Below are 26,509 nucleotides of genomic sequence, written 5' to 3' on the forward strand. Positions count from 1 at the left end.
ATATCACAAGCTGCTATTCCTTGACGCTTCCGACCGTCATGCCTTTTACGAAGTACTTCTGCAGGAACGGATACACGACCATAATCGGCAGCGCCCCCATGAAGATCTGTGCCGTCTGCAGCGTCTTCTCGCTCAGGTTCTCCATGGCCTTGATCTGTTCGAGCGAAAGGGACTGCATCTGGGCATTGATCGACATAATCAGCGTGGACAAATACGTCTGCAGCGGATATTTATCCGGGGAATTCAAGTAAAGAATTCCGTCAAACCATGAATTCCAATGGCCTACGATCGTAAATAATCCAATCGTAGCGATGGAAGGGAGCGACACGGGCAAATAGATTTGCCATAAAACCCGCCATTGTCCGGCACCGTCTATCGTCGCAGCCTCATCCAGCTCCCGCGGGATCGACCGGAAGAAGTTCAGCATCAGCACCATGTTCCATACGCTCAGCGCTCCAGGCAATATGAGCGCCCAGATCGAATCGATCAAGCCTGTATTTTTTACGATGATATAAGTCGGAATCAGACCACCGCCAAAAAACATGGTGACGGCAAAAAACCAGACATACACCGTTCTGAATTTAAATTGATCCACAGATTTCGATAACGGAAAGGCGGTTATGAAGCATAAAAACATATTCACAGCCGTTCCCAGCACCACCCGCTCAACGGAAACGCCGAGAGCCCGGAAGAATTCCACCTTCTCCCCAAGATAACGGTAAGCATCGAAGTTGAAACCCACCGGCCACAGCTTGACTTCGCCAGCCATCGCCGCCGTGTTCGAGCTGAGGGAAACGGACAGCAAATGAATGAAAGGGATGATACCGAGTAGGGTAATGGCGGTAAGCACCAGCGTATTGAATACCACGAAAACCCTTCTGCTAAGCGTTGTTCTAATCATGTCTGTTGCCTCCTGCCTAAAAGATCCGGTAATTGTTGAATTTGTAAGCCGCATAGTAGGTCACGGACACGAGCACAAGCGAGATCACCGATTTGAACAGTCCCACGGCTGCCGCAGGCCCGAATTGCTGGCTGAACATGCCAAGCCTGTACACGAACGTGTCGATAATGTCAGATCCTTCGTATACGGTCGGGTTATACATGATCAGGATTTGTTCAAACCCGGCGTTCAAAATGCCGCCTAGGCTCAGTACCCCAAGCACGATGATGATCGGAGCGATGCCCGGCAAAGTGATATGAAGCATTTGCTTCCATCTTCCCGCGCCATCCACTTCAGCCGCTTCATAAAGCGTCGCATTGATGCCTGTAATGGCGGCCAGCATGATGATCATGTTATAGCCCATTCCCTTCCAGATATCGGAGCCGATGATGATACCGCGGAACCACTGATTGTCCAGCATGAACATGATAGGTTTCAATCCCATAGATGCAATTAATCCGTTTATGGGGCCGCTCAAAGAGAACAATTCGATAACAACGCCGCCAAGCACCGTCCAAGACAGAAAGAATGGCAAGAACACGGCAGACTGAATAAAGCGTGAGAACCAGCGTTTGGTAACCTCGTTGAGCAATAAAGCCAGAATCAAAGGCACCACCAAAGCGAGTACCATTTTAATAACGGCAATCAATACGGTATTCCATAACACTTGCTTAAAATCAGGGATATTAAACACATACTTGAAATTATCAAACCCGACGAACTTCGAGTGAAAAAAACCTGATAGCGGCTCAAACTGCTGAAAAGCCATGACTAGGCCGGCCATGGGACCGTAAGCATAGATCAACGTCACGATAATCCCCGGCAACAGCATGAGATGAAGTAAATATTCTTTTTTTAGTGTTCTCACAGATGAACCTCCCCGCCTAATCTTAAACGGGAGGAAGCGCCGATATCATCAGGCTCCTCCTCCCGTTCACCACTTCAATCCGATTGTTGCAGCATCTTAAAAGCCTGATTTATTTCTCCTGTTTGCCGTACCAATCGTTCACCTCTTGCGTAACTTGATCGCCGCCGAGGGATTTCCAGCTTTGAACGAACTTGTCGAACTCGTCCAATGAAGCACCCATAATAATTTTGGTGAAAGATTCCTGCATCAGCTTATCAAGCTGAGCGCCTTTTTCAACTTGCGCTTCCGTCGGAAGTCCGTAGAACTCGTTGTTCACGAAAGCACCGCTTTCCTTGATCTTGCGTGTTGTTCCCCAACCGCCGTCTTTCGCTGCACGGCTGAAATATAGTCCCCAATTCACGCCCTTGCTTCCGGTTTCCGTATTTCCGGATAAATAATCGTTTCTGGCTTTGAATACTCTTTCGACATCTTTGAAGTTTTCATCATCCAGCGTAATTTCCGTTTGTTTCGCATCAAGCGCCTTGTTGACTTCCGTATAGATCGTATCGATCGAGGCCGGGTTGTAAATCCGCGGATTAAACCAGTTGTAAACAAAGCCGTCTTTCGCCTCAGTCTTACCCTGATATTTCTTTTTGCCCACTTCAATGTAGTAATTTAACATTTTAATGGCAGCTTCCGGATGCTTCATACTCTTGTTGACCGCGAAAGCTTTTCCGCTGCGGATTTTAGGCACGAGCGATTTGCCCGGACCGTCCAAACCAGGAATTTGAATGGCGATCCAGTCCGCCTTCGGATCTTTATCGACACTGTTGTTCAGAGGGAAGTTCGGATACCACCATTCGCCGTACACAATACCCACTTTGCCTGCCACAATGTCCTCAACCGTCTTGGTGTCGTCCTTCAGCGCAAATTCCTTATCCAGGATGCCATCCTTATACCAGGATTGCAATTTACCGAGCGCCGTTTTCACTTCTGGCTGAATCAAACCTGGAATCAGCTTGCCGCCGCTGTCTTTAACCCATGCCGTTTGGTTGTTGCCATCGGATGGATAAGCACCAAAGCCGTTAAAGAAGCCTCTCAGGTCATAACCCCAGAAGAACAGGTTTTTTTGCAGCGCGACGCCGTAGGTGTCGCTTTTGCCGTTTTGATCCGGGTCATTTTTTGTAAAAGCTTCTGCGATCTTGTCCAGGTCATCCATCGTTTTTGGCGGCTGCAGCTTTAGCGCATCAAGCCAGTCTTTCCGTAGCCAGAGCAGCTGCGTGGACAGGAACGGGTCTTCGAAAGCCGGCATCGCCAGCAGCTTCCCGTCCTGGGAGAAGGTCTTCATCGCAAAACCGCCGTCAGACTCCATGTACTTCTTCAGTTCAGGAGAAGCGTAATCATTGTAGGCTTGCGTCAAATCGGCCAGCATGCCCTGATTTTTCAGCTTTTCAAAATCTTTCTGGCTCAGCTCCAAAATGTCCGGCAAATCAGCCGAAGCCATGGCCAGCGAGAATTTTTGCTCATACTGACTGTTTGGAACCGTCCATTTGTATTTGACTTCGATGTTCATCATGTCTTTCAGATCTTTCAGATACGCATTCTGATCCGGCGTAATGCCCTTCGGCGTCCGCGGATCCTCCGGCGGATTATAGCCGAGCACTTCCGTGACGGTCACCGTGTCGGCATATTTGCCGAGCGGCTCCGGCGGAGCGTCGCTGGTTTTCTCTTCCTTGGAAGAGGTCTGGGGTGAAGATCCGGCCGAATCCTTCGCGGGACTCGAGCAGGCGGATAATACGGATAACGTCATCGTGGCAACCAAAATCATTTTCCATGGCTTATTCCATTTCATGTTAAATGCTTTCCCCCTTTTATGTGCTGTCGCTGGTGTAATCTTGTCTGTACTTTCATTATAGTTTTGGAAGGAAAACGCTATCAATTTTGAGTTTTTTACATTGCTATCACTTTGTTTACCATCTGTATAGAATGAAATCTGCTTGATAAAAAGCAAATGTAGCGAAGGGGACGGAATCGTTCTGAAGAAGCGATAGCGCTCGCCTTTGTCTCCGAATTCATACCTCTTTCCTAGTAAAACCAAAGAATTTGGAGACAACAGCGATCGGAAGAACGATCCGTAACCGTAGCGGCCACGATGCACATTACCAAGAACTTGTTTACGCAATGAGAAAGAACGGATACATAGCATGAACGAGATCAATTCTCCGTTATTTCCCTCCCGCCAGGTGGGCGTTGCGGTAATCCTGAGGCGCCATCCCCATCTTTTTCTTGAAAAAGGTCGTGAAATACGAGTGCGAATCAAAGCCGACCCTGGCCGCGATTTCATTCAGCTTCAGGCTCGTATTCCTCATCAGCTGAACCGCGCCCTCAAGCTTTTTGTTCTGAATATAGTCCTGAAGGTTCTGCCCCGTCATTTGCTTGTAATAGCGCGACAAATAGGACGGATTGAAATGCACCTCCTCCGCGATCGCGGTCAAGGAGACATCTCCGGACAGATGCGTCTCGATATAGCCGTGAATCTGGTCGATCACCAGCTGCTTCATGTCCTCCTGCTTCATGCGTCCGGGCTCGTACAGCGCTTCTTCATGAACGCTTGCTCTTTCAATGTCGACAATGACCATATCGTGGCCCATGGCGGCCCGCCCCTGCAGCATCCGCTGCAGTGTCTCATACTGGCTCCCCGCGGTTTCCCAGCGGCCGGCGAGGTTGCCGGAAATGCCGAAGGATACGGATGCGCCCAGCAGCTGCTCACACTCGTTCTGAATCAGCTCCAAAATTCCCTTCATGTACACCGTGATTCCATGCCAGTGAAGCCGCTGCTCGCCGTCCCCTTCCTGAAAGCGTCCGAGCAGCTCCGTGCCGGGCTGCAGCAGCCATACCGGCACCCCGTCCTCCAGGACCGCATATTCGCAGGCGAAGGTGGATGGCAGATCATTACCGAAAATGCGCTGGATCGCCTCCTGAACCACCTTCGCGGGCAGCTCATCCATCCGGTCGATTTTGGCCGCGACGAAAAATGCCGGACGCTCCGCGTCGATGCCAAAAGAAAGCTCCTCATAGCGCGGATCGGACAGCAGCCCCTGGATCGGTTCGCCTCTCAATGCGCGCTGCATCAGCTCGTTCCTGAGGACGGATTCCGCGATCTGAAAATGCATCTTCGCCTTCTCCTCGCGGATTCTGCGCCGGTTCTCCTCGTCCAGCTTGGCCGACGCCTTCTTCACCGCCTCGAAAATCGGATCAATGCCCTCCGTTTTCAAAATATAGTTATCCGCGCTCTTGCGCAGCGCTTCATGCACGTATTCGAATTCGCTGTATCCGGTCAGAAAAATGACCCGGCAATGCGGCCAATAGTAGGTAATTTCGTCCACCAGCTGCAGTCCGCTTTTATGAGGCATGCGGATGTCGCTGACCAGAATGTCGAGCTTCATCTTCTTTGCCGTCTCCAGCGCTTCCTTGGCGGAATACGCCTTGCATACGTCAAGCTCAAGCTCCGTATTTTCCTGAAAAAGCTGAACCAGGCCGTTCACGATTACCGGCTCGTCGTCTACGATTAACAGTCGATACATGGTTACGCCTCCTCTTTATCTTCAAGCATAATGATCAGGTCCACTCTCAGGCCGCCGTAGGCGCTTTTGGATACAAACACTCCGCTGTCCGGACCGTATTTCAGCTGCAGGCGGTTATTCACGTTCACGAGCCCCGTATTCTCGATCAGCTTCGAGTCCATCGCCAGCTTCTCGCGCAGCCTCTCGATCACGTCATCCTGCGCCAAATTCCCGTTATCCTCCACGGTCACCCGCAGCCGGCCATCCCGGTATTCGGTGTCGATATAGATCATGCCTTCCATCATGCCATCCTCGAAAGCATGCTCGAACACGTTCTCGACGATCGGCTGGATAATGAGCCGCGGCACGGTCAGGGACGGCGGAACGTCGGCCAGGGCCTCGTATTCGTACGCGATGCGGTTCGAGAACCGGATGCACTGAATGTCGCAGTAATCGAGCGCATGGCGGTATTCCTTATAAAACGGCACCTCGTCCGCACCGCTCCGCGTTATGTACTGGTAATAGCTTCCCAGCTTCTGCGAGAGCTCGGCCGCGCTGTCGGCATCGCCGACCTTGCACATCATGTAGATGTTGAAAAAGCTGTTGTACAAAAAATGCGGGTTGATCTGCGATTGCAGCTGCTTCAGCTGGGAATGCTGCAGGGCGATCTTTTGCTCATAGTTCTCCTCGATGGAGCCTTTCAGCTTTTGCGCCATATTGTTGAAGCTGTTGAACACGTAATGGAATTCATCCTTCGTCTTGGAATCGATGACGATGTTCAAATTGTCGGTTTCGATCATGTGGAACGCCTTGACCAGCTTCGACAGCGGCCGGTGAATCATCAGATTGACCGAAAACGAATACAGCACCATCACGATGACGGCTATGATAAACAGCGTATAGAACCAGGTAATAAAATGGCTCAAGGGACGCGTGATTTCATTCTGGTTTACGTACATCAGCAGAGACAGATGCAGCGAGCTGACCTGGTTCGGTATGATAAAATAACTCACCCCGTTCACCTTGCGAATTTCGGACGCGTCCGCATCCTGCACATCGGGCTCCGATGTCAGGCTGAGCATCCGGTTCGACTCCTTCATATCCTTCGCTGTCGTCAGTACTGTGCCGAGCTCCTTGCTGCCGAGCAGCACCTCGGATTGCGGGTATAGTGCGGCAATTTCCTGCAGCGCTTCGAGCAGCTTGGGCCTGGAAATTTCGATATAGGACCAAATGCCGCCGTTGTTCTCCGTTTCGATCAGGAAGATACGGCTGCCGCTCCGGTAAAACGAAGGCTTGGGCTTCTCCGCCATCAAAGACGAGATCAGCTTCATTTCCGCGTTGGGCGTATTGGTGACGCCGGTATCGGTAGAAATGGTTTTGCCGGCCGCTTCAACATACACGCCGGCATTCACAACGTAATCGCTGGATACGGTGAGGGTCGACAGCCTGTCCCTAACTTGGTCGATCAGCTGGACCTCCTCGTAATTCTCAAGCAAACCTCCCCGGAAGCCGAGCTTCTGAAGGTCTTTGTCGTTCAGCAGCTGAAGCTGCAAGTTCCGGATAAAAAACATTTCCTTGTCGAGCTGTTTGGAATAAAAAGACGCGCCTGCCAATGAGGAATTCAGAATGGCATGCTTGGTGATGGACATCCCCTTGTAATTCAGCCAGATGTTCATCGATAGGAGAGGAAGCATAAACAAGATGAACACGATCACGATTTTTTGGTATACGTACCATTTGGATGACTTGCCTACTGCCTGCAGCTTCATGTCTTACCCCCGTTAGTCGTTTCATGTTCCGCTACCTCTAGTATAGTTTGAATGGAAGAAAGGAAAAGCCCTTTCCTGAACAAAAAAAGAACCGTCCCGATGGAAGATTCCTTGTGCCTATGAAAAACGCCCGCCATGCGGGACCTTGCTCCCACCCATTCAGATCCTTGGCCGGGACCGGGAGAACTCATGAGCTCTATACGGGTAAAAATGCGGGAAAGAGGGATGTCCCACTCTCTCCCGCATGTCTTCCGATTCCCGCTGAGGCAAGCTTTGCCATTCCAGAGCTGGCCTTGCTTCGGGTGCCGCCCCTCTGTATCTGCCCTACCGCACCTGCCTTACGATCATTTGGCGCGGGTAGCGTCTCGCATTCGCTGCTATTGCTTGTCGTATATTTCCAACTCGTTGATCGCGAAGTTGCCCCATTGCAGGTTAGCTGCTTGGATCTTGAGACGAAATTTCGACGCGGTCGTCTGGGCGCCCCATTAGTTTCTTTCTATTTTTTTTCATTTTAAAGCAGTCTATATAATATTTGTGCAGTTTCTCCTCTTGTTGAGATTTCCTTTGGGCTCAGGTTTGTTCCGTCTCCTGCAATAATCCCGGTTTCAACAAACTGCTTCATCGCATCCTTTGCATAATCTGCTGTTTCCCCGGCATCCTTAAAGTTATCAAGACTCGTTCCTTTCATATCGGTTGGCAGCCTATCAAGAGTTCTCAATGCCTGGAATAAGATAACAAACATATCTTCCCGGCTGATCGCAGCTTCCGGCTTGAATTTGTTATTCCCTACACCGGATACGAGGCCAAGGCGTTTTGCTGTTCCAAGGTACCCGGCATAGTATTTGCTGCCCGCATCATCAAAATTGTTCTGGATACTGCTATCCAGCCCTATATCATACGTATTCATTAACATGATAAGGAAGTCGGCACGAGTTACGCGATTCATAGGAGCAAATCGATCACCGCCCACGCCGGATATCATATTTCTTGCAGCCATGAAGCCGACAGCCTCATTGTACCAGTCTGTTTCTGCCACATCGCTGAAATTCACTTCATTATATCCGACTGCAAAATATGAAAAACGCGAAGCTGCAAAGTTCACTTTTTCCGTTAACGGATCAAATTTGCCAATAGCGGTTGTTAGGACTCCTTCACGATCCATACGGTAGACCACAATGGAGTTATGCTTTTCACCGGATTTAGGCGTATATGGTATGCTTATCTGTGCGCTTCCTTCGCCAAAGCTTGATACTGGGGTACTTCCGGCCTGTAATGTAAAATTATAGACTGGTCTGTCCCCTAGCTTGGCCCTTACGGTCTCGGTCAAGGAAGCAGGATCAACCTTTTTAGCGCTGATGCTGATATTTTCTGCCTTCACCTGACTACTGATGGAGACAACTGCTTTTTTATCAAAAGTGATCGTCCCCATTCCGGTGTCGATTTTCACTTCTGCTTTTGCGGTTTCGGCAATCTTCTTAAAATCATCTGAGGGAATTTGCAATTCAACAGCTTTGGCATCTTCAGCCCGTTTCACCTTGATTTCAATAACCAATTTTTGTGCGGAGGCTTCAGCCTTTTTAACATTGTCAATCAAGGATGCAATCGTACCGGCTTCAATCTTCGCACTGGCTGTACCGGTTGCCTTATCGACTGATGCCTGTACTTCAATCGTTATCCTTGCAATATTTCCGTCGTTCGTAACAGGAGGTGTTGGCGTTGGTTTTGGTACCAGCGTTGGTGCTGGCGTCGGCGTTGGTGTTGGTACTGGTGTGGCAGGTACTGTTGTACTTCCCCCGCTTGTACTTTTCACCTTAAAATCAACCGATTTTGCAGCACAATTTCCAGCCAAATCACAGGCTTTGACTGTGATTTTGTGTTGTCCGAGCTCAAGCGTATTCAACGCAATATCATCTAAATCCGTCAGAATCTTATCGTCCAGCATAACGGCTGTCTTCGTATGGTCGACTCCGCTCAGTTGATCTGTCACTGTAAACTTCGCCGGTTGAAGAAGACCCGTATTATATTCAGAGGAGACAACCGAACCAATCCTAATTTCCGGTGCTGTCCAGTCAACCATTGCATTGCTGTCGGCTTGAAAACCTCCTTCTTCCGATGTCGCTGTAATGACAGCTTTTCCTTCACCTACTGCTGTCACCCGTCCATTGTCGTCTACCTTAGCAACTTGGGCGTTATCCGTTCCCCATGTGACTTTTTTGTTGGTTGCGTTATCCGGAATAACTATGGCCTGCAATGCTATGCTGCTGGAAGAAGGATTAAAGATCACCTCCGGTTTATCAAGCTGAATTCCTGTAACGGGTACCTTATCCGGAATATACTCCGCAACAAGTTCAGTAAGCGCAATGCAGTCCCAAGTCAAATTTGCAGCCTTAACCTTCAAACGAAGCTTGTGTGCGGTAATCGTCGGAAAAGTGACTGATTGAGGTTCTCTGGTGCTGTCACTCAGCTGCCATTCAATTTTTGCGTCAGATAGAGCCGTCTTCCACTCGCTTCCATCGTAATACTCCACATCAAAATTTGTAATCCCTTGATCTTTGCCAAAATGCGTGTACAAAGTGAGCTTGTTAAGGGTAATCGGATTATTGCCGTAGTCGATTGTAATGTCACCCGGGAAGTCGCGATTTTTATCCAGGTTACCAGGTGTTCCCCATGCAGAGTTTATATTGCCGTCGATAATATTTGTAATCGGATTGTCTCCTGTAGGGAAGGACGTGGTGACCATGCCCTTGTTTAATTCAGGGTTGTTATATAATTCGATCTCGTTCACAGCAATGGCCCCTGGTTGTACGGCTCCTTCATTGACTTTTAACCGCATCTTGGAAAACCTGGTGAGAGGAAATTCCACTGATTTAATCTCATCTTGACCATTGTCCGAATCCCAGTTCAGATGAATGTCTGTCTTGATTGGAACCCACCCGGACCCATTGTCATATTCCAAATCGAATTGTGCTATGCCATATGTTTTACCCGATCTTGTATTTAATTTTAATTGATTAGCTGAAACTGCCTTTCCGCCAAAATCCAGCGTGATATAGTTCGGATAACTTGGCGAAACCTCACTAGACCAAGCCGTATTGTAATGTTTGTCGTTCATGTTTGCCGCCGGTTGTGAAGATGACGTTGTGAAGGTCGTACTTGCAGTTGCCTGAGGAGCCAGATCATCATTCGGGGTGTCGATAGTTCCGGCCTTAACAACTTCGATCGGATCGGGCATATCTTCACCGGCTGCAGGCACTTTTCCTTCATATTCATAAGCACCGATATCAGGCGCCTGGTTATACAGCTTATTGCCGAAATAATCCCGACTCCCGGCATCGCTAATGCGGATACCTGCGCCAATTAAAGGGGAATCTTCATGCAGCTTGTATCCGCCGACCGTGTCCATGCCATTCCCTCCGGTTCCGGGAGCGATAAATCCCGGTTCGGCAGTTACCTTATGGGCATCGGATTCGACTGTCGTTTTTCCCCCGTAATAGGCATTGTAGTCGAAGATTTGCCCTGTTAAATTCCAGCCCTTATCTCCGGCGCTATAGTACGCATTATTGTAGTTTTTAATGTTGCGCGGTTCACCGGATGCCTTTACATAGTAATCACTCATAACCGGATTGCCGGATGATTGTCCCACATAAACTGTATTATTGTAGTTATAAACATTATCAATCGATCCGCTGTACCGGAAGATGCTTCCTTTGTCATTTTGGCTGATATTGTACCTGACGATCGTGTTGAGCGTCCAATACGTATCATTGACATACAGCATAAATCCGCCGGCGTTATCATGGCTGTAATTATACTGAACCAATGAACCGATGTTTCCTGCGTCTACATCGAAACCATGTCCGTCCTCTTCTCCGTGTACAGATCCAAAGGACTCATTGAACTGAACGAGATTATTGTCCGCATATGCCCACCAGATTGAAGCATTTGTTGCCAGGTAGGTAGCTTCTTGTACCGTATTGTGTTCGACAACCGCACCATCCGTCACATTCCATGCGATCCCTCCCGTTGCCGCTCGGACCACGGAATTATTGGAAACCCTTACATTTGTGGAGGGCGTCCATGGTCCATATGGCTTTTGAACCCAAGGCCACAAATCCCCCATACCATATCGCAATATGCAATTGGAACCGATGTAAATGCCATAAGCGTCTACATCCGTCAGAGCATTGCCGTCAATGAGAATATCATCAAAAGCGCTTGGTGTTGTTGACCCCACGGAGTCAAATATAATTCCTCCGGAGCGTGTCGTATAGGAACCATCGACATCGTGAATGTTCATATTTTTAATATGAATATGATGTAGTATACCTGCTTCCTCATTCAAAATATATACGCCGCGACGCTGTCCGCGCTCATTTTGCCAGTTTCTATCAAAGGGAATCGACGAACGATTAGTGACCTCCAGATTATTTATTTCCCAATATTCCTGGTTTTTCAAGTAGACGGCTTCCAGTTCAGAGGTCACCCCCGATATTAATGGTTTTTCTTCGGGGTCGTCGGAGCCGTATTTATCAATTACGATCGGATTTCCTTCTTCTCCAGAACCTTTGGGCCACAGTCTTCCTTCCCATTCCCCATCGGATTTGAACAAAATTTTGTCTCCTGGACTGAAGGTCGTCTCATTCACTTTATCCAGTGATTTCCAAGGCGAATCAGCGCTCATGCCATCATTATTGTCATCACCCCCAGTGCTGTCAATATAGTAGGTTGTGCCCGAATCACTTGCACTTGTCGGAGAAACGACAAACCATGAACAGAGCATTGAAAATACCAGGATCATGCAAGCAATTTTTTTGATGCTTTTCCTCAAAGAAATCATTCCCTTCCATTTTTAATTATGTAATGCCATGTTGGCTTTACATTTCAAAGTTCCGGTACTTTTCTTCATTCAATACAATCTGTGCTTCGGATACCCGTTTTTGAACATAATCCTTATACCTGCTATCCATATAGTCATTAACAACCCTGTCCTTAACGAGATCAAATGGCAGATACGTTGAGCCGGGCTTGTTATTCTCGAGGCATTTGATGATATAGAAAGAGCCGTTTTCTTCAATTACTCCCCCCACTTCCCCAGGTTGCAGGTTCCGGGCGGCTTGAATGACAGGGCTTCTGGAGACATGGATATCGTTGTCCATTTGATATTGCTGCTCCGTCACTTGTACTTTTTGTCCCATTTCCCTTGCTGCCTGTTCAAATGACATTCCGGAAGAAATATCATTTGAAATCGCTTCCATTTCTTTCTTTGCTTCGGCTTTCAGCTGTTCATGGATATTCCGGTTTGAATCAAGAAATGAAAACGATATTTGCTTCACTTTAATTGACGCAGACGCTTGGTATAACAGGCTTTTATTCGCTTCATAAAACTGTTTCGACTGCTGCTCATCCGGCTTCCAACCATTTTTCTCCAGATTCTTGGTAACGGCCAATATCGCATTGCTCATCATATTTTCAAAATAGGCATTCTCCGTGTATTGGACAGGTCCGAAAATGACCTTATGATCGTTGACTGCTTTTTGCCTTCTGTCATTCTCGATGTTTAAGCTTCTTAGAAAACCTTCGTAGCTGATATCCTTCATTACTCCCTGCTCTTTTGCGATCATTTGCTGAACCTTCATGCGCACACAATCTTCCAGCGCTTGTTTCTTTAATAACTCCAGCGGAATTTCTCCTCCGTAGGAAGTGCTCCAAAAGGAAGCTGACTGTTGGGCGTTATATCGATCATGAAAATAGCCAAAGATTTGGGCTTTGTCCGCTTGAACGGCCTTCCGGAATTCATTGATATGAATCGGAGTACCGTTTATTGTTGCAATATTATAACTGCGGCGACTCAAATCGGGATAGACGGAACCCATCATGACCATGATGCAGATGACAACTAAAGCTGTTATTCCGGCAGTGCACCACCACTTATAAACGTTGAATTTACGTGCCGCTATTCCCCTCTCCCCCTCTTTACCAGAATCTTATCGAAATATAATCCCGTTTTAAGCGGATACAGCAAGTTCTCTCCATTTTGTTTAACCAGATCGTAGCACCTGGTTTTGTGCAAAACAATTTAACGCTTTTTACTTTTCTTTTCTTTTGTTTACTTGTTTGGTATTTAAGATCAAATTTATCGAAAAAAACGTACATTTCTATGGGATCATATCCCTTCATTCAGTTCACCGCTTACAGGTTGTCCCCGCCAAAACTTTAGAGTTACTCAAAGTAAAGAGCGTAAGAGCAAAATTTGCTCTTACGCTCTATGTCTCTTAAGGTTGAAACGGGAAAACGGCCTCTGTCATCCCGCGATCAACCACGTGCAGGGCTAGAACTAGTTTCCTTGGCAATCTTACTACTAAGCCCTATATGGGGTGCCGATCGATTAGTATCGCTACTCCGCTTTTTCCAATAACGTCTCTGTGGTGAGCGTAAAGCCCTCGATAACGGCATCTTCATCAACCTCGATCATAATGCAGCGTTTGCCTTGAAAGCTCACCTACTTCGGTGTCCTCCACTATCTTGTGTCGTTTTAACTCGAAATAAGTTAAGGAATCCTTATATTTTAGTAACCATTTCTATATTTATCGTCGAAAATCAGAGTAGACTCATTTTCTTTTCCTACTTTAATTATGAATCCGATAATAATATCTTTATCAACCTCAGGCAGTTCTAGGACGCCACTTACTGAAAGTTCTGAATTAACTGGGATTGTCTTCTTGATTTCTACTTTGCGTATCTCCCTTTGGATATTAGATTGTTTCTGCGGATCAAAGAAAGGTTCTATCCATTCAATAACATAATCAATATTCCCATTATTTTTAATATTAAAGTGATATTCTTCTCCGTCTTGTTCAGTTCCACTGATTTCTAGATCCATACCTGCTTGCGTCAGACCTTTTATTACTGAAATAATTGATCCATCTTTCTTACTAATATAATACGAGGCGGCAGGTGCATTTTTCACTTGGGGATTATAAGCTGCGTCAATATTAACCTGCCACACCTCAAGGTGCCTGTTTTCTTCCGGTGAAAAAATGAGTCGCGTATGTGTTTGTGCGTTAAATCGTGTCCAAATCTTTGCATCCTTATAACCATCTTTTTCCGCTTGAGAAAGGGCTGTTTTTTCAGCTTCTTCTTTTGAAAGGGGTGTACTTTTATTAAAATTTGCAATGAACATACTTACTAAAAGCATTGTTATAATGATCCCAAAACCAAAATAATAATATCTTTTCATAATATCCCCACTTATAGACCATTTGTCCAAACAAAGACAGGACCATTCCATTTCTCATTTTGCTCATCACAACGGCAAGGTCTTTCAAAAATCGAGGTCGAGCTTCAGAGTGCTCCATCATATTTAAGTTCTTTAAATTTAGAAACCTATGAACCCTCCTAATTAAGGCACATCAATTAAGAATTAATGTGTCATAAATAAATCCTCTTCTAACAAATAACGTCCGAAAGCAGCATTTAGTTACCGCATTTCACTTGAAACCTGAAGAAATAGAAAATAAATAATTAGACGCTAAAATTAAAAACTGCCTAGGATTATTTCTCCTGGTTATGGTTTTTTCCTTCACGATTTATTTTATCCGTGGGTCATTTCATCAACTGAACTTTGAAACCCTGCGGGCGACCATCAACCTATTCATGAAATTCAATCCAATCACAATCGTCTCCGTACCGCAAGCTTAATCCCCTGCGAAATGAACCGTTATCAATTGGAGCAGATGGGGTAATCCCTCTCTTCAGACTTATCTCTGTTCACCTACCGAAGAATTTAATTTTCACGGTAGTTGATTTCTGTCATTACAAAAAAAGCCCCCCTCACGCTAGACAGGTAAATTCATAAATCCTGTCTTCGTAAGGGGAGCATCTCCCTAAGCCACCGATGCGACCAATGCAAAATCCAATTTAAAGGCTGTTAACGCTTGTTTTCGCTTCACTCCGCTTTTTCCAATAACGTCTCCGTAGTCAGCGTAAAGCCCTCGATAACAGCATCTTCGTCAACCTCAATCATAATGCAGCGTTTGCCTTGAAAGCTCACCTGTTTAATATACCTTAAATCCTGTGGACTGATCGTAATCGTGGCTACCTTGGTATCGATCTTGATCGATTTGGACGTGAATTTCGGGATCACGCTGTTCGCCTTCAGTTCATAGTTCTTATCGTCAACGATAGTCTCAAACGCCCGTTCCACGGCTTCCTTGGTCACATTGTCTACCCCGCTTGCGGTCAGCACGCGCTCCACGTCGGTATAATCCAGCTTCGCGGGTTCTTCCTCATCCTGGTGGGATTCAATCACATGATGGATCTCCTCGTACACATGTGCGATCGTGGCCGAGTCCAGCTGTTCACCCGCCACTTCCTTCACGATGTCTTCAAAGATTCCTCTCTCTTCCAGTGCCGTCACAGACCGTTCCGCATTCAACACCTCTTCGATGAAATGCGGATTCGGATCATTCGATTTCCCCGTAGCATATAGAACCCGGTTCACGTCGGAATAATTGTCCGTCACACTGGGAAAAAAGAACCCTTGCTCCGGTGTGCTGAGCTTGATGATGGGATCCACAATGATATTATACTTATACTCTCTCTCCACATAGTCGAACAAGAGCGCCTTCCGCTGCTTCTCCGTAGAGTTCACGCTGCATAGAATGAACGGATGTCCGAACACTTCGTCATTCCCTGTCTCCTCGGCTTCATCATTTCTCGCCTTGGTCGGCCGGTAATATTGTCCGCGTACGAACGTAATGACCGTATCCCGTTCATACCTCGTGTCGGCCATCATTTTGTCCACGAGCAGCAGCATCAGATCCTGCCACTCCTCCGGATCTCCCGTCTGCAGAGCTTGGTGAAGCAGCACGCGCGAAGGGTCTTTCTGATCCTCCGCTTTCTCCTGAAACCTCAGCTCGAACAGCTTATGATCCAATTCGCCGGTCAGCAGCTTTTTGAAATTGCCCATGTACAGTTCCTGCTTCTCCCGGTCCACTAACTCAAAGGGATTCCGCTCCCAGTGATAAATTTCGTTCGTTTCCTTCATAATGTACACGTTAAGAATATCGTAAATATTCATCAAATGATTATCCAGCTTAAACTGCTTGCGTATGTGCGCGACTTCTTTCTTGTTCATGATTCGTTAGACAACTCCTAGAAAGTAAATTGGCTTTATAAGTATAAACGATATAAAAACCCTTCGCTAGATAAATTGAACTAAAGAAAGGGTAGGCAATCCGCCTGTATTCCATATGGAACATAGGCGAAGCCATGTGAAACTTTAGTTCATTTTATAATAGAAGGGTTTCATATTCTCAACATGTACTACGCCGCAGTTCATAAAAATACTGCACGCTGGGATGCTTTAACTTCATCTTCACGGACATGTTTAAAATTCGTTTTTTTCCGATTCGTCTGTCCACCAAAGCCAGAATATTCAATAAGATATCATCGCTCTCGATGCTTTCTTCTATAGAAGTAGCTAAAAACTTAGTAGCTGTAGCCACAAAATTAGATTTGCTTAATGAAGCCTGTGCCGTCAATAGCTCCTTTGCATATCCTGATATTTTTCTGTTTCTTGCAATGATTTTTAGACGATCCTCCGGAACAGTCCCTTTGGTGTCCTTTCTGACCGCTTCCATTTCTTCATCGCTGATCGGAATTTGAATATCAGGGTCATTCTTAATCTCCAGCTCCGCCCCATACCATCTGATTGAACTGGTTCGATCACTCATCCGGAGTACATCCTTTTTATCTACCGAAATATAACAAAGCCCTGCTTTATCAGGTAAATAACGATACCCCGTTGCACGGTATTCAACCCTTCCATCTAACGCAGGACAGAGAAAACTCTCCAGCTGCTGCTTTAATTTACTCCAGGACATGGTTCCTCCCTCCTATATCCTCAGACCCTGCATATGCGCATTTGCGGCTGTCAGGCTTTCTTTTATTGTAAAATAATAGCTCGTATCATTGCGCCTCTGTTCAGTATGAATAAACGCCTGCTAAAAAACAACCCACAAAGTCTGCATGGGCTAGCCTTAGGGACTCCTTGCCCCTTCGATTATGTAATAGGAGTACATGGTCCTCAGTCTGAAATATCAATGCCGTTAATCTCCCTTTACTTCTTATTCGTTCGGAATTAATTCATACAAGGCACGAACATCACAACCGATGGAATCGGCGATTGATATGGCAATTTTGAGTGGCATCACTCTTTTGTTTTCAATAAAGTCGTAAACTCGTTCCGGTTTAAAAAGCAAGTCTTTGGCCAGCCATTCCGCTGACTTTCCGGATTCCATCAATCGTTCATTCAGCAAGCAACGTCCAAGTTCAAATTTCAAGAAGCGATGACCTCCCACGTAAGAGAATATTTATTTAACCTTAAGCGTTGTCCGTTGCCAGCATGAGTATACTTTATAAAGAAAGCCTTAACGATAAAGTTCCTCATGCGTCTGCCCAATTTATCGGGGGGTTCCATCCGCGCTATCGTTCCTCGTTAGCTTCACGGCTCATGTCATAAACGGAACTCATCTTCGAGAATAGCCATCGTGATCATATCATGAAACTTTCCATCTATATTTAATGCGTCTCGCTGTAACCCTTCTCGTTTAAAACCAATCTTCTCGTTTACATGGATCGCTCGCGGGTTAAAGGTATATACGCCTAAATGAATTCGATGCAGCTTTAATGTGTTAAATCCATAACGAAGCATTTTGGCAATTTTGCGGGTATAATCATATGTGCAGGCTCGCCGCGTATTTTGAGCGATATTTTGATGAGCCAAAATGATGATGTGCTCACTCAACTGCCAAAATTACTGCAGAAAATCGCGAAAAAGCAAATCGCGGGCTTTAAAGTCAAATTTGACGCCATCACGGAAATGAGCGAGGAAGAAGCAAAACAGACAAAGGTTTTTGGTAAAACCTACGCATGGTATTTCAAGGAGATGGCCGGACATCCCGCAGTTGATTATCTGATCGCAACAGAAAAACCCGTGCTGATATTACAAGGAGACAAGGATTTTCAGGTCTCCACGGAAAAGGATTTTGCGCTCTATCAGCAAATCTGCATCGGTAAGCCCAACGTCCATTTCAAACTCTACCCTGGATTGAACCACCTGTTTATGAAGTCAGTTTATGGTAGGGTCAAGGACTTCAAAAAAGAGTACAAAGTCCCACAAAAGGTGTCTGCAGAAGTTTTGGAGGATATCGCGGAGTGGATATTGGCCAAATAATATAGATTAGTTCATTCTATATGGCTTATAGGATAGATAAAAACAGCCTAGAGTATTCCAGGCTGTTTACGTATAGTAAACGATCTAATTCAGGGGATACCTCCAAGAAACTTTCTTCAATTACGCTCCCGCAGCACAACATATACCCCGGCATCATCGGTTTCCACCGGATAACCACGCAGCTTCGCGTCGCTGCCTGCAGCCAGGTGATGACCGCTCTTCAGGTCGAATTCCCAGCCGTGCCATGGGCAACGCAGCACTTGATCCTCCAATCCATACTCATAATCGTAAACTCCGGAAGGGAGCCGCGTCCCTCGAATCGTACCCGCGCATACCGGCGCCGCCGCATGTGGACAAACGTTACGCCACGCGTAGTATTTACCTTCGATTCGAAACAGGCCGATTTCCATCTCTTTCAATTTTACAATAAGTTTGCCTCCGTCGCTGATCGCATCTGGCTCCGCCACTTTCACTCTCATGCGGGACCCGCCTCCTTCGGCCCCTCCGGGATCGGGAAGCCGTACAGCTCTGCAGCGGTATATCCTAGAATGCGTTCCTTCAGCTTCTGAGGAAGGCCTCTCAGCACCACTTTCGGGTTGTCGAAGTCCCAATGCGGATAGTCGGACGAGAACATGGCGATCTGTTCCGCTTGCATCATCTCAAAAATTTGCAGCAGATGTTCCGGCTTCTTCGGTTCTTCGATCGGCTGCGTGGTTACACGCACATGCTCCACAATATACTCCGAAGGCAGACGCTTGAGCCATGGCGTGGTATCGCGCAGCGCTTTATAGTTTTTGTCCATGCGCCACATCAAATGGGGCAGCCAGGCTATACCGCCTTCGATCGCTACAAATTTAAGCTTCGGATATTTTTCGAACACCCCTTCGCATACCAGGCTATTGATATGAGTCATAAAATTCGCAGGCAGAATATTATGCCATTCCATATACCGGGTCGGGTATCCGGCAGGTGTCGGGGCGCCGGATATCCCCTTCCCTTCCGTGCCCGGGTGAATGGCGACCGGCAGTCCATTCCGTTCTGCCGCTTCGTAGATCGGATGGTAGAAGCGGTTGCCGTACGGCATACGCGCTCCACTTCCCATCACGACCTGCACCATGCCCGGATGCGATCCCATCCTGTCGATTTCCTTGACGGCTTCGGCCGGGTCGGAATGGTTAATCTGAATGGAGCCTTTGAATTTCGGGCTGACGTTCAGCCAATGATCCGCCAGCCAATCGTTGAAGGCGGCAGCGACGGCATTCGCATAGTCCGGATCGGCATGAAGAGAAATGCCCTGCTCTCCTCCGCCCGTTAGTATGCCGTAATCGATGCCGAACGGTTCCATATAATGCTGAAGGACAAACTGCGGATCGCTTCCGGCCGAGCCTCCATTGTCGGGCTTTGCGTCCTGACGCAGTACACCTACGGGCGAATAATACTGCCCGTGCACACCGATCCCGCTTTCGAGCCATTGTTGATGCCATACTTTCGGCAGATAAGGCAGCAGGTCCTGCGGTTTGTCGATTGCATTGTGGATGTCAGCATCTACGATAAACGATGCGGATCGCATTCTATGCCCTCCTTTGATTTGTATTTGACCGCTTACTTAGAGCCATACGTGCGCGTATATGCCGTATTGTACATATCCAACAGTTCATCGGCGCCGAGCTTCTTCAATTGATCCAAAAACTGCTGGTAGTTCGCATCGGTAATCGGCGTCTTGCCTGTGACGAATTCCGTAATTTTCTGCTCCAAAAACTTGGTGAGCGGGGTCAGCTTCGATTTTTCCAGATCGAGCTCTTCCGTCGTCTTCACGAGCGCCTTAGGAGCTGGAATGATGAATTTTTCATAGCTGCTGTTGATCGCTTTGCTTTTGTCGTCGAGGCCTCTCTCCCACGTTTGACGTGCGAGTGCATTGTTCAGCGAAATGTTGTCGTACCATACGCCGAAATCGCGTCGCAGCGGCACATACGGGCTAGCGCCGAATTCTTTCATGTAGACAGGCTCCCCGTTCTCCAGGGTATACGACTTGCCTTCAATGCCGAGCGACAAATATTTGGTGCCTTCTTCACTTACGAGATAGTCAAGGAATTTGACAGCTCTTTCCTTATCCTTGACTTTGGCCGAAATGGCCCGCCCCACCGATCCTACGACCGGACGGGAAAACTGATACGTCTTTACGCCGTCAGCAGCAAACTCAGGAAGCGCTTCCAGGTCGTAATTCGGCGTGCCGGCTTGCTTCGCTTTATCGATCGTCGGGTTCACTTCCGCCTTCCAGTAGTAGGTTACAGACGACTTTCCTTTTAAGAACCGTTCTTCCCACTGATCCGGCGTCAACAAATAAAATTCGGGATCAAGCAGCTTTTCAGTATACAGCTTATTCATAAATGCGAGTGCATCCTTATATCCGCTGTTGTATGGCGCGAACTCGTATTTGTTTTCCGTCGGACTTTGATTGAAAAAGCCTGAAATACCCGTGAAAATCTTTCCGAATACGGTATACATTCCGGTATCCGCCGTGACCGGGGTATTGAAGCTGAGCGGGTAGCTGTCCGGTTCTTTAGCCTTCATGTCTTTCAGGAATTGATAAAATTCATTGAGATTGGTGGGGGCCTTCAAGTTATATTTATCCATCAAATCCTTGCGCGCCATCCAAATATAATTGAAGCCTTTACCGGCGGGATCACCTTCGAGCACAGGCACGTCGTAAATGCCGCCGTCCGCGCCCGTGGCCACGGCCTTCGCTTCGGGGTACGTATCATAAAACTTTTTGAGATTGGGCGCGATATCCAAATAATCCTTCAAATTCAGGAATACCTTCTCCGGCCCATTCTCCCTGGCCTCTTGATTAGACGGTTGGCTGATATCCGTGATTGTGTTGGTAGCGATCATAATCTGCCGCTTCTCCGTCAAGCCCTCTTGGCTGACGACTTGCCAATCCACTTTGACGCCCGTTTTCGCTTCAATTTCCTTGAAGATTTCCCAATCATTCTTTACCTTTCCTTCCGGGCGGTCGTAAACCAACCAAGAGAACGTAATTGGCTTTGTCGAGTCTGTCCCCCCTCCGTCTGCCCCTTCTTTCTTTCCGCCTTTTCCACTGCAGCCGGCGGTCAGAGTGCTCAGCATTACGGCAGAAAGGATGATGGCCATCATTCTTTTACTCACTTGTTTGAACCCTCCTTTTATTTTGCATTGGATATATAGGAATAGATCCCGGTGGAATCTATATCTATCCCTTGATTCCACCGATCATGGTGCCCTGTACGAAATACTTTTGAATGAACGGATACACGCATAAGATCGGCACCGTAGCGATCGTGATCATGGCGTATTTCAGCGTCTCTATATAGTCGGTGTTGCCTTCGCCCTGGACATTCGAGCCGGCGATAATGATGTTGCGCAGCATGATCTGCAGAGGATACATGCTCCGATCGTTCAAATAGATCAGCGCATCGAAGAACGAGTTCCATTGATTGACGGCAGTAAACAAACCGATGGAGACGAGTACCGGAAGTGAAAGCGGAAGTACAATCCGCAGGAACACCTGCATCGTGCCGCAGCCGTCAATGGTGGCGGCATCTTCCAGCTCTTCCGGCAATCCCTCGAAAAAGGTGCGCATGATGAACAAATACCAAGTGCTAACCAGCGACGGCAGCACGATCGCCCACATCGTATCAAGCAGGCCCAGATTCTGCACCACAAGGAAGGTCGGGATCATCCCCCCTCCGAACATCAGCGTGAAGGCCGCCAGAAACAATATCAGCGGACGGCCGGGGAGCCCCTTTTTGGCAAGCGGATAAGCCATGGCAGATGTAACGGCAAGTGATAAGAAGGTTTGAACGGCGGTATAACGAATCGTGTTCCAATAGCTGATCCATAGATCCGGATTGCCGAGGAGCCTTTCATAAGCAACAAAGTTAATCGCTTTGGGCCAGAGAACGACCCGCCCGCTCATGACCATAGCGTTATCACTGATGGAAGCGGAAAACACATATATGAGTGGATATACCATGACGATAATAAGAATGATCATGATGAAGATATTAACCCCGTCAAATAACCTCGAGCCGAAGCTTTCCTTGATTTTCATGACTAGCCCCCCTTCACCATAGACTTGTATCCGAGAACTTCTTGACGACACGATTCGCTGACACGACCAGCACGAATCCGATCACCGACTGAAACAAACCGACAGCCGTAGCGAAGCTGAAGTCGGCGGTTAGGATGCCGCGCCGGTAAATGTAAGTATTGAGGACGTCCGCGGTTTCATAAGTCATCGGATTGTACAGCAAAATAATTTTTTGAAAGCCGGTTTCCATAAAATGGCTAAGCGTCAGGACAAACAGGACGATCATAACCGGGATCATGCCGATGAAGGTCACATGACGCATTTGTTGAAACCGATTGGCGCCATCGATTTTAGCAGCCTCATACAAGGTCGGATCGACGCCGGCAATCGCCGCCAAGTACAAGATGGTACCCCAGCCGATCGTCTGCCAAATTTCCGAGCCTACGTAGATCGTTCGGAACCATCCCGGCTCGCCGAGAAACATAATTCGCCCGACGCCGAGCCAGTCGAGTATATGATTGATGATTCCGGTCTGCTGCGACAAAAAGGTAACCATAATGCCGGCAATCACGACGGTAGATAAAAAGTGAGGCATATAACTCACGCTCTGCACGAACCATTTGAACTTCCGGCTTCGAATTTCATGGAACAGCAAGGCAAGGATGATCGGCGCCGGAAAACGGAATAGCAGATCGTACACATTGAGCATGACCGTATTCCGGACCAGCTTCCAGGCATCCGGCGTATTGAGGAAAAAATCAATAAAATGCTGCAGCCCAACAAACTTGCTGCCCATGATCCCCCGGCCGATTGAGAAATTCTGAAACGCGATGATCACCCCGTACATCGGCGCATACTTGAAGAGGATGTAGTACAGAATGCCGGGCAGCATTAACAAATATAACGTTCTGTACTTCTTCAGCTTGAATCGGAGTGAAGCACCCTTTCCACTTTGTACTCGGGCTGGTATTTGTGCGCTTGCGGCATCACTTCGGTCCAATGACAACGGTTTCACCTCCTTTGGCAGGCGTTTGAACGCGAGCCGAATGTTTGCTCTGACTATAGGTTGTGACACGCCGCCGGTAAAGCACCAAGTTTTCGGAATGTCTCCATTTTTACAAGCCGCATGACACCGCCATCCGCATGATCAGCAGGAGAAAAAAATGAGACTTCGAAAAAAAGAAGACTCATGATTGATGGATCGTGCGATATTTAGCCGGAGTAATTCCTTCGTAACGGCGGAAATTACGGATGAACGAGTTCCTTCCCCAATAGCCAATTTGTTCGGCTATATCATCGATTTTCAGATCCGTTTCGAGCAAAAATTGCTTCGCTTTCGAAATCCTGTACTTGGCGATGTATTCCACATACTTCTCACCCACCTCTTCCTTGAACACGCGGCTGAAATGACCGGCGGACATGTTCATTTGCTCCGCGAAATATTCAATGGAGAGCTCTTCGTTATAATGGGTCCGAATATAGTCCAAAATTTCAGCAAACTGTTGTTTCCGGTCCGGTGCTTCGGTGGTCCGGAACAATACGCCGTGTATTTCCCGGAATGTTTGCCTCAATTCTTCCCAGGTTACACAGCGGTTAATGGCAGCAAACAACTCAGAATGGAAAGAGATGTCAAAATCATTTCGCTCACTTTCGATGGCGCGAGCCCAAGTATTCAGCACATCGGTGCCCAAGTTCTTCATCTGATGTGCGTTCGCATTGCTCCGCATTCCGGCATCCAGCAAGTCGAACACGGACTGAAGCAGGTTTTTGCAATCGCCGGCTTTATATCTATTGAAGATCCGGTTCACTTCTTGTGAAGACAAGAAACTGTCGCCTACCGATCGCTCCTTCCACACTCTTTGTTCGCTGCAAATTTCGGCACCCGTGTGCAAACTCTTATAATGGAGCATCGAGAGCGCATCGTTGTAAGACTGATGGAGGGCGGCGACAGAATGAACCGTTTTCCCGATTCCAATGGAAGCTTTGTAGTAAGGATGCTCCAGGAGCATCTTTATAACATCCGCTGTCTCAGTGGGGTCGCAAAGCCGGTTATCTTCGTGATGCAATACGCAGGACAATTGTTCGGATCGGGTTTGACATACCCATATGATCGCCGGGGACAGCTTGCGAATTTTCTCTTTCAGCTCGGCCAGCATAAATGATTTGGACGTCTCAGACAGCTGCTGCGCGAATGGCGAATAGTATTGGATATCGATGCAGAGGACCGTTGCGGTTGATACCGGCTTGTAAGGGAAGGCAATTTCTTTCGCGTAATATTCGATCGATAGGCTGTCACGGTATTCACCAAACAACACTCTCGCAATAAATTGCTCCTGTACGATCGGGAACATGCCGCTTACCGTCTGTATCAGCTCTTTGTTTTTAGAGATCAGCGAACGCGAAAACCGTTTTATCTTATCGAACTCGTTGCCGCAGTATGAGCCGGGTGCGTCATCCAGATGCTTATGCTGTGATTCCAATCCCGTTTTAATTTCGTGGATCGGGTTGTACAGCCTCCGGCTCAAATAAAAAGAAACCAAACCGCCTACGACGATAAAGATGCCAAGCAGCACAAAAGTCATCGTACGGATCGTGCTGGCCGGCTTCATTAAGGCGGACAGATTGATCATGCTTACATAATACCAAGTATCGTTAAACCGGGATTTGGAAAATGATAGCGCTTTCTTATCTGGATTTAAAAATAAAGTCTGTTCCGGATTCGAATGGAGCATCGCAGCAAATGAATCGGGCTGCAGCTCGGACGATCCGTTTGAGATCAGGACGGAGCCGGACGAATTGACGAGCATCGTATCTGTTACCCACTTCTCCTGGATGCCCAATTGCTCGCGAAGCTTATTTAAATCCAGATTCACGACCAAATAGACGTCGGGACTCGCGCTGTTAAATGGATAGCTCATCAGCATGGCGGTGTTCAAGTGGGTTGAGACGATGTCTCGAGTGAATGGCGGCCTTTCAAATACGGTATGCGGTTTTGTAAAAACCATCGATTTCTTGCCAGTAAAATTGGCAAAGTAGGAGGGTATATCCGTATCTTTGATCAGATACTGTTCCTGGAAATACTCGTCTTTGCTGTTGTATGTATTGCCGTCGATGACCAGATCTTCGCTCGCAAAGTACAGGAAAGATTTGTACACCAGATTTTCCGATTCCAGTTTATTCAGTTGTTGCATGAGCGAGTGGATCCGTTCATAGTGCTGTGTGAGTTCAGCCGGATCGCCGGACGTTCTGGAAAAGTTCTTGATGCTTGCCGTTGACAGCATGTTCACCATATCACGTTCAAGAGAGGCGAAGGTGTCATCGGTTTGCTCCGAGAAATGCTGCATGATGGTATTGTTCAATCTTTCTGCATCGTGCTCAATCAACCGGACAACAAAAAAGTTGGTCAGTACGGCGGCTACGATGACTGGGATAAGAATCAGCGCGAAGTAGTTAGCGAATAACCGACAAAACAGCACCGTGCGATACGTTTGCCAGAAACGGTTCACCATGACAACCCTCCTAATAAAATTTCATAAATCAAACTCAATTATAAAATATTATTTCATCCCAATCTTAAACTATTTTCACTACATTTGTAATTGTTTACTTTGCAAAATACCACAGATTATCAGAGCCTTATATCTGGAATTGAGGTTATCTTTGACGGTGGGCGCCTGACGCATGTATTCCAGAAATCCTCAATCGGTTTATTCTAGGGGATTTGAATGGTCCGTTGAACGACCTCGTACCTGCATCCCGTTCAATCACGCTTCCTGCCGGTTAGTTTAGAGATGTGCACAGTATGGTCCGGATATGACAGAAAAAGCCAACGTTTATAAACGTTGACTTACTCGCCAATACTTTTTCAGCTCATGTTACCCGTTACTTCAATAAGGAATTTAGCTAGATCGTGAAATGACCCTGATTTTTGATTTATTCGGTGAACGATAAGAGTGCGTTAAACCATGAGTTCTGGTCTCAAATCTTCTTGTATTAGTAAGAAGAACGTACGTTTAAAAAGTTCCATGCGTTTAGTTTGGGAACAACACGTTTACTGGACAAGATTGACAATCAATAGTCTGGCT

Annotated in this window: 18 protein-coding genes; 1 reads left to right on the forward strand and 17 read right to left on the reverse strand. The window is 47.2% G+C overall.

The features are described 5' to 3' along the window. Window positions 1-13: 13 nt before the first annotated feature. The 11 genes from KJS65_RS26860 to KJS65_RS26910 form a co-directional block, all read right to left on the reverse strand. Window positions 14-901, reverse strand: coding sequence for a carbohydrate ABC transporter permease (locus tag KJS65_RS26860; RefSeq protein WP_213652891.1), 888 nt, complete (start codon window positions 899-901; stop codon window positions 14-16). Window positions 902-917: 16 nt separating this feature from the next. After that, window positions 918-1,808, reverse strand: a complete 891-nt coding sequence (locus KJS65_RS26865; protein ID WP_213652892.1) for an ABC transporter permease — start codon at window positions 1,806-1,808, stop codon at window positions 918-920. A gap of 109 nt (window positions 1,809-1,917) precedes the next feature. Then, window positions 1,918-3,639 (reverse strand): extracellular solute-binding protein, encoded by a 1,722-nt coding sequence (locus tag KJS65_RS26870; RefSeq protein ID WP_213652893.1) that lies wholly within the window; start codon window positions 3,637-3,639, stop codon window positions 1,918-1,920. A gap of 373 nt (window positions 3,640-4,012) precedes the next feature. Then, window positions 4,013-5,371 carry a response regulator transcription factor gene (locus tag KJS65_RS26875; protein WP_213652894.1) on the reverse strand — a complete coding sequence of 453 codons (1,359 nt, stop codon included), beginning with the start codon at window positions 5,369-5,371 and terminating at the stop codon, window positions 4,013-4,015. Between the two features lie 2 nt (window positions 5,372-5,373). Continuing rightward, entirely contained in the window at window positions 5,374-7,119 is a 1,746-nt protein-coding gene (locus KJS65_RS26880) for a sensor histidine kinase (protein ID WP_213652895.1), read from the reverse strand. Between the two features lie 511 nt (window positions 7,120-7,630). Then, entirely contained in the window at window positions 7,631-11,947 is a 4,317-nt protein-coding gene (locus tag KJS65_RS26885; protein WP_244864870.1) for an S-layer homology domain-containing protein, read from the reverse strand. A gap of 46 nt (window positions 11,948-11,993) precedes the next feature. Then, the gene (locus tag KJS65_RS26890) at window positions 11,994-13,001 is read right to left on the reverse strand and encodes a peptidylprolyl isomerase (RefSeq protein ID WP_213652897.1); all 1,008 of its coding nucleotides are present in this window, start codon (window positions 12,999-13,001) and stop codon (window positions 11,994-11,996) included. 683 nt (window positions 13,002-13,684) lie between these two features. Then, window positions 13,685-14,356, reverse strand: coding sequence for a hypothetical protein (locus KJS65_RS26895; RefSeq protein ID WP_213652898.1), 672 nt, complete (start codon window positions 14,354-14,356; stop codon window positions 13,685-13,687). Window positions 14,357-15,064: 708 nt separating this feature from the next. Beyond that, the gene (locus tag KJS65_RS26900; RefSeq protein WP_213652899.1) at window positions 15,065-16,255 is read right to left on the reverse strand and encodes a DUF4317 domain-containing protein; all 1,191 of its coding nucleotides are present in this window, start codon (window positions 16,253-16,255) and stop codon (window positions 15,065-15,067) included. Window positions 16,256-16,433: 178 nt separating this feature from the next. Further along, window positions 16,434-17,003 (reverse strand): SF0329 family protein, encoded by a 570-nt coding sequence (locus tag KJS65_RS26905; RefSeq protein WP_213652900.1) that lies wholly within the window; start codon window positions 17,001-17,003, stop codon window positions 16,434-16,436. 243 nt (window positions 17,004-17,246) lie between these two features. Further along, on the reverse strand, window positions 17,247-17,462 hold the full coding sequence (locus KJS65_RS26910; protein ID WP_213652901.1) for an XRE family transcriptional regulator: 216 nt from the start codon (window positions 17,460-17,462) through the stop codon (window positions 17,247-17,249). A 419-nt stretch (window positions 17,463-17,881) separates the two neighbouring features. Between KJS65_RS26910 and KJS65_RS26915 the strand changes: the two genes are divergently transcribed. Then, complete coding sequence (locus tag KJS65_RS26915) at window positions 17,882-18,355, forward strand: alpha/beta fold hydrolase (protein WP_244864876.1); 474 nt, start codon at window positions 17,882-17,884, stop codon at window positions 18,353-18,355. 116 nt (window positions 18,356-18,471) lie between these two features. Here KJS65_RS26915 and KJS65_RS26920 read toward each other — a convergent pair whose 3' ends face one another. The 6 genes from KJS65_RS26920 to KJS65_RS26945 all read right to left on the reverse strand — a co-directional run bounded on the left by KJS65_RS26920 (window position 18,472) and on the right by KJS65_RS26945 (window position 25,933). Continuing rightward, entirely contained in the window at window positions 18,472-18,834 is a 363-nt protein-coding gene (locus KJS65_RS26920) for a Rieske (2Fe-2S) protein (RefSeq protein WP_213652902.1), read from the reverse strand. Further along, window positions 18,831-19,925, reverse strand: a complete 1,095-nt coding sequence (locus KJS65_RS26925; RefSeq protein WP_213652903.1) for an amidohydrolase family protein — start codon at window positions 19,923-19,925, stop codon at window positions 18,831-18,833. The genes KJS65_RS26920 and KJS65_RS26925 overlap by 4 nt, the downstream gene beginning before the upstream one ends. 32 nt (window positions 19,926-19,957) lie before the next feature. Continuing rightward, entirely contained in the window at window positions 19,958-21,508 is a 1,551-nt protein-coding gene (locus tag KJS65_RS26930; RefSeq protein ID WP_213653004.1) for an extracellular solute-binding protein, read from the reverse strand. 76 nt (window positions 21,509-21,584) lie between these two features. Continuing rightward, complete coding sequence (locus KJS65_RS26935) at window positions 21,585-22,445, reverse strand: carbohydrate ABC transporter permease (RefSeq protein WP_213652904.1); 861 nt, start codon at window positions 22,443-22,445, stop codon at window positions 21,585-21,587. Between the two features lie 13 nt (window positions 22,446-22,458). Further along, window positions 22,459-23,316, reverse strand: coding sequence for an ABC transporter permease (locus KJS65_RS26940; protein ID WP_213653005.1), 858 nt, complete (start codon window positions 23,314-23,316; stop codon window positions 22,459-22,461). Window positions 23,317-23,611: 295 nt separating this feature from the next. Beyond that, window positions 23,612-25,933, reverse strand: a complete 2,322-nt coding sequence (locus tag KJS65_RS26945; protein WP_213652905.1) for a helix-turn-helix domain-containing protein — start codon at window positions 25,931-25,933, stop codon at window positions 23,612-23,614. Window positions 25,934-26,509 lie beyond the last annotated feature (576 nt).

Origin of the sequence: Paenibacillus sp. J23TS9, from assembly GCF_018403225.1 — a bacterium.
GTDB lineage: Bacteria > Bacillota > Bacilli > Paenibacillales > Paenibacillaceae > Paenibacillus_AQ.

Coding starts and splice junctions, on each gene's coding strand:
- KJS65_RS26875 (WP_213652894.1), bottom strand. CDS start 5,371: ATGTATCGACTGTTAATCGTAGACGACGAGCCGGTAATCGTGAACGGC.
- KJS65_RS26945 (WP_213652905.1), bottom strand. CDS start 25,933: ATGGTGAACCGTTTCTGGCAAACGTATCGCACGGTGCTGTTTTGTCGG.
- KJS65_RS26905 (WP_213652900.1), bottom strand. CDS start 17,003: ATGTCCTGGAGTAAATTAAAGCAGCAGCTGGAGAGTTTTCTCTGTCCT.
- KJS65_RS26920 (WP_213652902.1), bottom strand. CDS start 18,834: ATGAGAGTGAAAGTGGCGGAGCCAGATGCGATCAGCGACGGAGGCAAA.
- KJS65_RS26860 (WP_213652891.1), bottom strand. CDS start 901: ATGATTAGAACAACGCTTAGCAGAAGGGTTTTCGTGGTATTCAATACG.
- KJS65_RS26895 (WP_213652898.1), bottom strand. CDS start 14,356: ATGAAAAGATATTATTATTTTGGTTTTGGGATCATTATAACAATGCTT.
- KJS65_RS26930 (WP_213653004.1), bottom strand. CDS start 21,508: ATGATGGCCATCATCCTTTCTGCCGTAATGCTGAGCACTCTGACCGCC.
- KJS65_RS26925 (WP_213652903.1), bottom strand. CDS start 19,925: ATGCGATCCGCATCGTTTATCGTAGATGCTGACATCCACAATGCAATC.
- KJS65_RS26890 (WP_213652897.1), bottom strand. CDS start 13,001: ATGGTCATGATGGGTTCCGTCTATCCCGATTTGAGTCGCCGCAGTTAT.
- KJS65_RS26900 (WP_213652899.1), bottom strand. CDS start 16,255: ATGAACAAGAAAGAAGTCGCGCACATACGCAAGCAGTTTAAGCTGGAT.
- KJS65_RS26940 (WP_213653005.1), bottom strand. CDS start 23,316: ATGCTGCCCGGCATTCTGTACTACATCCTCTTCAAGTATGCGCCGATG.
- KJS65_RS26880 (WP_213652895.1), bottom strand. CDS start 7,119: ATGAAGCTGCAGGCAGTAGGCAAGTCATCCAAATGGTACGTATACCAA.
- KJS65_RS26870 (WP_213652893.1), bottom strand. CDS start 3,639: ATGAAATGGAATAAGCCATGGAAAATGATTTTGGTTGCCACGATGACG.
- KJS65_RS26935 (WP_213652904.1), bottom strand. CDS start 22,445: ATGAAAATCAAGGAAAGCTTCGGCTCGAGGTTATTTGACGGGGTTAAT.